Raw genomic sequence first — 8,414 nt, 5'->3', positions numbered from 1 at the left:
GACCGTCAAGACCGACAAATGGAACATCACTCTAACATCTGCCACAGTCACCGACACGCTCGAATCCAGCGAATCCCGGACTTATTGGGAAGTCGAACCCGGATACGCCTTCATGATTCTCGAATTTGACGTGACAGCTTTGACCTCAGATAAGCTACCTGTCGACGAGTATGCAATCACAGACCTCGTTGCCGACTACAACGGCGACGATTATTCCAATTGGACAATACAGTACATCGCGAATGAACTCTGGCTCTATATTCGCAATACGTATTTCGACGCAAACCTGCCCGAGCACCTATTTGTCTACACATATGTCCCCGCCAGCGCCATAGACGGAGGAAGCCTAAAAGTCGACATGAATCTTGGCGGCGAAGAAAAAACGGTCGTGATTCGCTAGACATAGGAAGCGGCCATCAGTAGCGCAGGCGCGCGCCAGTGATCCAATGCAAATATAAAGGGAGGGTCGTCCAAATGACCCTCCCTTTATCGCATGGACATCTATTCACGCAGCTCTATCCTTGCATCGCGCTCATCATTTCGGAGATATTGGAGTCATCCCCCGACCATTCGTTATCATCGTTTGCAGAGTACCTGAAGGTAGCCTTGGTGTCTTTAGGCTTAGCGCTTTTGGTCACATCTATCATCACCTGGCCGGCTATCTTGTACAACTCATCTTCGGAAGGCGACCCATCGAGCGCGGCGACCTTCTCTTGGAATTTGGTGGCAAAATCCCCTTGAATTTGATTCATTGACTTACAGGTGATGGTCACTTCAGCAGTGGCGGTACCCTTATCTTCATCGACCACAATGTCGCCGATTTTATAGTCGAAACCCTCGAGATAGCTCTTGGCATAATCCCCAGTATCGATGTCGACCTTTTCAAACTCTTTCCCTGCCACCTTGTCTAGGCCGTCTAGAAACGCTTCATTGTTGTTTTTAATCTCATCGAGCTGATTGGCCAGGTCTTCGGCAATAAGCTGCTCGACCGTAGGACCGCCGCAACCGGAAAGAGCGATTACGCATGCAGCCACTAAAACCACCAAAGGCATTAATAGTAGCCTCTTTTTCATGCCATTACCTCCAAGCAGTCGCCTCACGTTCTTCCACGCGAGCAACTTATCGCGACACTCAAAAATATAGTAGCGAAACCCATCCCGTTCAAGCAACGCTCCAAAAGCGTCATCGGTTCGATTTGACAAGTAAGCGGCCCGCGCAACAGCCCCCTGCAATAAAATGCGCCTACTCGGCCTACTAAAAAAGGGTGGCCGGATAACCCGACCACCCTTGTGCATCTTCTGGATGCCGCAGGCTACTTGCGGACGACCTTAACGATGGCGTCACCGGCGGCGACGGCAGACTCGGCCTCGACGGCGAGCTCGACATCGGCAAACTCGGCGGTGTTGGACACGGCCACGACGACGCAGTCCTTGTAACCGGCGGCAGCGATCTTGGCGCGGTCGATCTTGAGCAAGGGCTGGCCGGCCTTCACGACGTCGTCGGCCTTGACGAAGCCCTCGAAGCCGTCGCCATTCATGTTGACGGTATCGACGCCAACGTGCACCAGAACCTCGATGCCGCTATCGGACTGCAGGCCCACGGCGTGACCCATGGTGACGGTCACCTTGCCGTCGCAGGGAGCGTAGACCAGGTCGTCCTCGGGCCACACGGCGCAGCCCTTGCCCAAAACCTCGCCAGCAAAGACGGGATCGGGCACGTCGGCCATCTTGATGACCTTGCCCTTGACGGGCGAACACAGCACGTCGGCGCCGGCAGAAGCAGAAATGGAGGCCGGAGCAGCGGCAGCCACGGGCTCAGCCTTCTTCTTGAACATATCAAACAGACCCATACGTTTTCTCCTCTTGATTAAGCGCAACGTTATGCGCATACCTATGGTGATTATAGTGCCAAATGGCCAAAATGCTAAGGCGAGGGCCCGAATCACAAGCCCTTCCAAGCCCTTCCAAAACCTTTTCCCATGGGGACTCATATTGTCGATTAAGCCTCGATAAGCCCCAGGTGAACAAAAGCGTTCCAGATGCCGTCGTCATCGACGTCGGTGGTCACGTAGTCGGCGGCCGGTCCGGCGTTCGGCGGAACGCCGGAGCTCAATTATTCCAAGCCCTCGGCGCCGTTGGACTTGATGATCTTCTGGTATGCGAAGAAGCTGTCCTTGCGGCGGCGCTCGTAGGTACCGGTGCCGTCGTCGTACTTATCGACGTGGATGAAGCCGTAGCGCTTGCGCATCTCGCCAGTGCCGGCGGAAACCAGGTCGATGGGACCCCACCAGGTGTAGGCAATCAGGTCAACGCCATCGGCAATGGCCTCGCCCATGGCCTTGATGTGGCTCTGCAGGTAGGCGATGCGATACGGGTCATGGATGGAGCCGTCCTCCTCGACCTCGTCGTAGGCGCCCATGCCGTTCTCGACCACCATCAGCGGAATCTCGTAGCGGGCGTAAATCTCGTTGAGGGCGATGCGCAGGCCCAGCGGATCGATCTGCCAGCCCCAGTCGGTGGACTCCAGATAGGGATTCTTGCCGCCAAAGGTCATGTTGCCCTCGGTCATCTCGTGGTCCTTGTGGGTGCCCACGGTGCCGGACATGTAGTAGCTAAAGGTGTAGAAATCAACCTTGCCGTCGGCGATATCCTGCAGGTCGCCGTCCTCCATCACGAGCTCAACATCGTTCTCGGCCCAGAAGCGCTTGGCATAGAACGGGTACTTGCCGCGCACCTGCACGTCGGAGCAGTACCAGTTCATGGTATTCATCTCCTGCTGCGTGGCGAACACGTCGGCCGGATCGCACGTGGCGGCATAGGAAAGGATGAAGCAGTCCATGTTGCCCATCTTAAACTGCGGGTAATGCTCATGGGCATAGCGCACGACGCGGCCGCTGGCGACAAACTGGTGATGCAGCGCCTGCATACGAGCCTGCGGCGTGGTGTGGACCGCCGACGCCGGACCCTCAAAGCCCTGAATCATGCTGGTCTCAAAGAGGTTGCCCATGTCCTGAGTACCGCAGTTGATCTCGTTGAAGGTGAGCCAGAACTTGACCTTGTCCTGATAGCGGTCGAAGACGGTCTGGCAGTACTTCTCAAAGAAGCCGATGAGCTCGCGGCTCGCCCAGCCGTTGTATTTCTCGACCAGGTGATAGGGCATCTCGTAGTGCGAAAGGGTCACGAGCGGCTCGATATTGTGGGCGCGCAGGCAGTCGAAGACGCGATCGTAGAAGGCGAGGCCGGCCTCGTTGGGCTCAGCGTCGTCGCCGTTGGGAAAGATACGGCTCCAGGAGATGGACATGCGGAACATATTGAAGCCCATCTCGGCGAACAGCGCGATGTCCTCCTCGTAGTGGTGGTAGAAATCGATACCGTCATGATTGGGGTAGAAGCGGTTGGGGTCGATATCGGTCGTAATCTGACGCGGCTCCTTGTAGCTGCCGCCCAAGAAATGGTCGTCGACGGAAGGACCGCGGCCGTCCACGTTCCAAGCGCCCTCAAACTGGTTGGCAGCGGTGGCGCCGCCCCAATAGAATCCCTCGGGGAACTTGATGTTTGCCATGAGCATCTCCTTTGCATCGTGGGTCGATAAGCCGAGTATCGCCCACGCGCGGGACGGGCAGAAGCGGGCGCACCAAACCCGACACTTCTTTTCGCCTTTGTGCCCCGTCACCGCCCCGCCCCTGACACTTCCTGATACCTGCCAAAAAGGGACAGGTTTATTTTGGCAGGTTTTATCTGGACAAACGCCGGCGGTAGACGGCCGGCGTGCAGCCATAGCGCTCGGCAAACTTTTTGTAGAAGAAGCTCATGTTGGCGTAGCCGGCCTCGCGCGCCGCGGTTTCGGCAGTGGCGCCGGCGTCGAGCAATGTTGCCGCGCGTGCCAGGCGGCTCTCCTGCACGAGCTGCATAAACGTGCGGCCCGTCTGCCGTTTGAGCAGCGCGCTTGCGTAGTTGGGACTCAGATGCAGGTGGCGAGCTACGTCCTCGAGCGTACAATCGCAGGCATGGCGCTCGATGTAGCTCACGGCGGCCGCGACCTGCGCCGAAGGCAGCGTGGGCATGTCCGCCTGCAGCAGCGATGTCTCATAGCTTTGCATAAGTTCGACCAGCAGCAACTCAAACAGCCTCGACACGATCTGGGGACTCGCCGCCGTCGGCTCCAGAAGCTCGCACAGCATCTCCTGCATATATCGGCGCACGCGGCGGCTGTTGCCCGTGCGGAAATGCACATGACCGCGGTGGTCGGTTTCGTCATTGAGGGCATTGATGAGGAACTGCGAGACGGCGCTTGACGGCGACAGGCTCTGCTCTAGGCTGCGGCGCAACATCACCCGCGAGATGACGATGCTCAGCATAATGTCATGCTCGCCGAGCTCGCCTACGGCATGCGGACAGGCCGCGTCGAGCAAGAGCACCTCGTTTTGGGCAAGCGTGAGCCGTGCGCCGTTGACGACCTGCGGCGCATGCCCTCGATAGACATAGCTGATTTCGACATAATTGTGCACATGCTCCGGCACGGGGTTAAAGCGCGAGTTGCGCACGATTGACAGGCCCTCAGGCATGCCTTCTTGGTGCAGGGCTCGCGTCGGGTCACCGATTTTATGGATATGTTTTTCACCGATATTCTGCTGATGACCCGAACTGAACGCATCGTTCCAGTCATAGCGGGTGCCTGCGCAGTAAGCGCGCTCGCTGTCGGTCAGCTTGAGCAAAAGATTGTCCAAACGTGCGATATCCATATCGCCACCATCATTGATTTGGTCATATTCTGCCGTGGTTTTGATATTAGCAGAAGTGTGCGCGCGACGTACTCTGACTTCAATCGATTTAAAAGATTTGTTTTAGAGGAGTGGATATGGCGGCATACGACAACCATGTGCTTCCGTTCTTGTGGCTCAAGGGCGAGGCGCGCGAGACGATTACCGAATACTTAGAGCAGATTGCCGGGGCGGACATCCACGAGGTCTGCCTCGAATCGCGCACGCATCCCGAGTTTTGTCGCGACGGCTGGTGGTCCGACCTGCGTTTTATCATTGGCGAGTGCAAGCGCCTGGACTTGAAGATCTGGCTGCTCGATGATGCCCACTTTCCCACGGGCTACGCCAACGGCGCGCTTGCAGGCGAGGATGTAGACCCCGCGCTCAAAAAGACCGTGCTTAAGCATCACACGGTAACGGTCGTCGGTCCCCAGCCGTCCACGACCATTAAGCTCGGCAATCTTATGGATCCCACGGAGCGCTTTGTGGGCACGGCGACTTTCGACGCCGCCGGCGCACCGCTCGACCTTGAGCTCGCCGTTGAACAGACCGAGGATGGCACTCCCGTCCGCCTGCGCTTTGACGCTCCTGCCGGCATCACCACCCTCGAGCTCTACGTCACCAGCCAAAAGACCGGCTTTCGCGATGAGTACATCAACATGGTCGACGCCGATTCGTGCCGTATGCTCATCAACGCCGTCTACGAACCCACGTTTGAACATCTGGGCGACGAGTTCGGCAAGACCATTCTGGGCTTCTTTACCGATGAACCGGGCTTTATGAACGAGAAGGGTGCGACCCTCGAAGACGCTTCCACCAGCAGCTTTATTGGACGCGGCGATATGGCACTGCCCTGGTCGGATGAACTTGCCCGCCGCTTGCACGAGGAGTTGAGCGCGAGCTGGCTTGCCGAGCTCCGCGGCCTTTGGACGCGCGACCCCGCCGGCGCTCGGGTCCGCCACACTTACATGGACATCGCCACGCAACTCTACCGCGCGTGCTTTGACGAGCAGATTGGTGACTGGTGCCGCAAGCGCGGCGTCATGCACATCGGACATGTGATTGAGGACAAGAGTTGCCACACGCGCCTGGGCCAGGGCGCCGGACACTACTTCCGCGCGGTCGCCGGGCAGGATATGGCGGGCATCGACGTTGTCATCAACCAGCTTGCCCCCGGCGTCGACCACGGACGTTACAGCTACTTCCACGGCGCGTGGAACATGGAGTTCTTTACCTACGCGCTCGCCAAGTTGGGCTCTTCGGCCGCACGCCTCGACCCCAAAAAGCAGGGGCGCTGCATGGCCGAGGTCTTTGGCGCCTTCGGCTGGCACGAGGGCTTGCGCGAGATGAAATGGATCGCCGACCACATGCTCGTCCGCGGTATTAACTGGTTTACGCCGCACGCGTTTAGCATGGCGCCCTTCCCCGATTGGGACTGCCCGCCGCACTTTTACGCACACGGCAACAATCCGCAATGGCCGCACTTTGGCCAGCTCATGAGCTATATGAACCGTACGGCAACGCTGCTTTCAGGAGGCTATGCCATGCGCCCCGTTGCCATCCTGTACCATGCCGATGCCGAATGGGCCGGCAACGCCATGCCTATCGAGCGCGTGGCGGCAGAGCTCACGCGCGCGCAGATCGACTTTGATTTTGTGCCCGCCGAGGCTTTTGAGGATGAGGACCGTTACGAGGTTTCGATTGCCGACGGATTGCTTACCGTAAACGATTGTCGTTACCAGGCGTTTGTTATGCCAGGAGCTTCATTTATTGGCGCTGCGACGGCGGAGGCAGTGAGACGCATGGCGGATGCAGGCGTTATGGTGTTTGCCGTCGACGAGGTGCCCGGCACATTCTACGATACCGATGGCGCGATCGAGCTGGGAGGGCTCGTCGCAACGCCGCTCGCCGATGTCGCCCGCGCGCTTGCAAGCGCGGGACTGCAGACCGTTGTGCCTGACACACCGCAGCCTTGGCTACGCGCACTTCGCTACGAGCGGGTGGGCGAGACCTACGTTATGCTCGTCAACGAACACCCACGCGAGCGTATCGACTGCACGGTTGCACTTGCGACAGGCGAGCGCCTTTGCGGCACGCGGCTCGACCTGCTAAACGGCGCCGGGCCCGTTGCGTTTGACGGTGCGTTGGAGCTCGCACCCTTCGAGAGCTGCATCGTTGTTTTGGAAACGAGCAGCAAGAATGCGCCTGGAGACGGCGCAATCGACGCTGATACGTCGCTCGGCCTGCGCATCGAAGGCCCATGGACCGTCGCCCTCTCTCCTGCCGGCAGCAATGGCGCCTTTGGTGAATCACAAAAGCTCAAGCACCTGTGCAACCTTACAGCCGATCTGTTCACCGGCACCTGCGGTACCTACCGATATCATGCGTCGTTTGAGCTGGCCAACGATTGCGCCGACGCCACAATCGACCTGGGAGACGTCTACGAAACCGCGACGCTCACGCTCGATGGACGCCCGCTCGGCACACGCATCTGCCCGCCCTATCGTTTTGCCGCCGGCGCACTTTCTGCCAGTGCGCATGAGCTCACGATCGACGTCATCAACACGCTCGACCATGCGATCCCCGACATTTTCGCCCTCACCGAACCCGTCGCCCCCAGCGGCATCCTCGGCCCCGTTACCCTTTGCGGGCAAAACCTGCCAAAATAAACCTGTCCCTTTTTGGCAGGTTTGGCGAGTGTGGGAGTTCGTATGGATATCAAACGCAAGATCACCGAGGCGCAGGGCCTCACCCCCACCGAGCAACAGCTCGGCATTGCAGCCCTTGCCATCGGTCAGGACATCCGCGGGCTTTCTATTAAGGAATTTGCCGCGCGCACCAACGTTTCGGTCGCGAGCGTGCATCGTTTTTGCAAAAAGCTCGGCCTCGAGGGCTTTAAGGATCTCAAGGTCGAGCTTATTCGCTTGGCAACCGAGGCGGGAAACCGCCGCGACGTGGACATCAACTTTCCCTTTGATGCTACGTCCAGCCCCGCGCAGGTCATGGAGCGCATGGAGGGGCTCTACCAGACCACGCTGGCCGAAACGCAGGAGCTGCTCGACCCCACGCAGCTCGACCACGCCGCCAAGCTCATCGCGAACGCCCGACAGGTCGACATCTACACGGGCTCGCACAACCTCTATCCAGCGGGAATGTTCCGCGACCGCCTGCTCTCCGCCGGTAAAAGCGCGACGTGCCACAACGGTGTCGAGGCCCAGGTGCGAACGGCGCTCGCCTCGGATCCCGACCATGCGGCAATCGTCATCTCCTACAGCGGCCTTGCCCCCAACCTCAAGGACATCTTGCCGATCCTCAGCAGTCGGCATGTCCCGGTCATCGTCATCGGCACGCCTTATTGCGCTCGCATTCACCCCGGCTTTGCCGCCTACCTTACGGTGAGTGACCACGAGAGCATGACGCATCGCATCACGCAGTTCGCCAGCCACATCGCCGTGCAATACGTACTCGATTCGCTCTACAGCAGCTACTTCGCCAAAGACTACGCCCGCTGCTCCGAATTCCTGGAGCGTTCGTTCCCCTATACCCGCCTGCCCGGGCTTAAGTAGTCGTTTAAGAACGTCCCCAATGACTACTCTGGCAACGGCAGCGAGCGAGCCGCATTCGGAGCAAGACAACGCCGCAAGTAGAGGACGGA

7 protein-coding genes are annotated in these 8,414 nt (G+C 58.8%); 3 read left to right on the top strand and 4 right to left on the bottom strand.

Annotated features, from left to right (window positions below):
• A partial coding sequence (locus ACQRCA_RS08070) for a hypothetical protein (protein WP_427719837.1) occupies positions 1–400 on the top strand: 400 nt, incomplete at its 5' end.
• Between the two features lie 115 nt (positions 401–515).
• Here the strand turns inward: ACQRCA_RS08070 and ACQRCA_RS08065 are convergent.
• The 4 genes from ACQRCA_RS08065 to ACQRCA_RS08050 all read right to left on the bottom strand — a co-directional run bounded on the left by ACQRCA_RS08065 (position 516) and on the right by ACQRCA_RS08050 (position 4,741).
• The gene (locus tag ACQRCA_RS08065) at positions 516–1,073 is read right to left on the bottom strand and encodes a hypothetical protein (protein ID WP_427719836.1); all 558 of its coding nucleotides are present in this window, start codon (positions 1,071–1,073) and stop codon (positions 516–518) included.
• A 239-nt stretch (positions 1,074–1,312) separates the two neighbouring features.
• Positions 1,313–1,849 (bottom strand): PTS sugar transporter subunit IIA, encoded by a 537-nt coding sequence (locus ACQRCA_RS08060; protein ID WP_427719835.1) that lies wholly within the window; start codon positions 1,847–1,849, stop codon positions 1,313–1,315.
• A 263-nt stretch (positions 1,850–2,112) separates the two neighbouring features.
• Positions 2,113–3,561: a glycoside hydrolase family 1 protein gene (locus tag ACQRCA_RS08055; RefSeq protein WP_427719834.1), complete on the bottom strand. Its 1,449-nt coding sequence runs from the start codon at positions 3,559–3,561 to the stop codon at positions 2,113–2,115.
• Positions 3,562–3,733: 172 nt separating this feature from the next.
• Positions 3,734–4,741: an AraC family transcriptional regulator gene (locus ACQRCA_RS08050; RefSeq protein ID WP_427719833.1), complete on the bottom strand. Its 1,008-nt coding sequence runs from the start codon at positions 4,739–4,741 to the stop codon at positions 3,734–3,736.
• 116 nt (positions 4,742–4,857) lie between these two features.
• Here ACQRCA_RS08050 and ACQRCA_RS08045 point away from each other — a divergent pair, with 116 nt between their 5' ends.
• Both ACQRCA_RS08045 and ACQRCA_RS08040 read left to right on the top strand, forming a co-directional pair.
• Positions 4,858–7,428, top strand: a complete 2,571-nt coding sequence (locus tag ACQRCA_RS08045) for a glycosyl hydrolase (protein ID WP_427719832.1) — start codon at positions 4,858–4,860, stop codon at positions 7,426–7,428.
• 42 nt (positions 7,429–7,470) lie between these two features.
• A complete protein-coding gene (locus ACQRCA_RS08040; protein WP_427719831.1) occupies positions 7,471–8,325 on the top strand; it encodes a MurR/RpiR family transcriptional regulator in 855 nt (284 codons plus the stop codon).
• Positions 8,326–8,414: the final 89 nt, after the last annotated feature.

The sequence above is a fragment of the Collinsella sp. SGI.095 genome (assembly GCF_050314535.1).
GTDB lineage: Bacteria > Actinomycetota > Coriobacteriia > Coriobacteriales > Coriobacteriaceae > Collinsella.
Note: the sequence above shows the minus strand (reverse complement) of the source record. Positions and strands in the feature narration are given on the sequence as shown.

Coding starts and splice junctions, on each gene's coding strand:
- ACQRCA_RS08060 (WP_427719835.1), bottom strand. CDS start 1,849: ATGGGTCTGTTTGATATGTTCAAGAAGAAGGCTGAGCCCGTGGCTGCC.
- ACQRCA_RS08065 (WP_427719836.1), bottom strand. CDS start 1,073: ATGAAAAAGAGGCTACTATTAATGCCTTTGGTGGTTTTAGTGGCTGCA.
- ACQRCA_RS08040 (WP_427719831.1), top strand. CDS start 7,471: ATGGATATCAAACGCAAGATCACCGAGGCGCAGGGCCTCACCCCCACC.
- ACQRCA_RS08050 (WP_427719833.1), bottom strand. CDS start 4,741: ATGGATATCGCACGTTTGGACAATCTTTTGCTCAAGCTGACCGACAGC.
- ACQRCA_RS08045 (WP_427719832.1), top strand. CDS start 4,858: ATGGCGGCATACGACAACCATGTGCTTCCGTTCTTGTGGCTCAAGGGC.
- ACQRCA_RS08055 (WP_427719834.1), bottom strand. CDS start 3,561: ATGGCAAACATCAAGTTCCCCGAGGGATTCTATTGGGGCGGCGCCACC.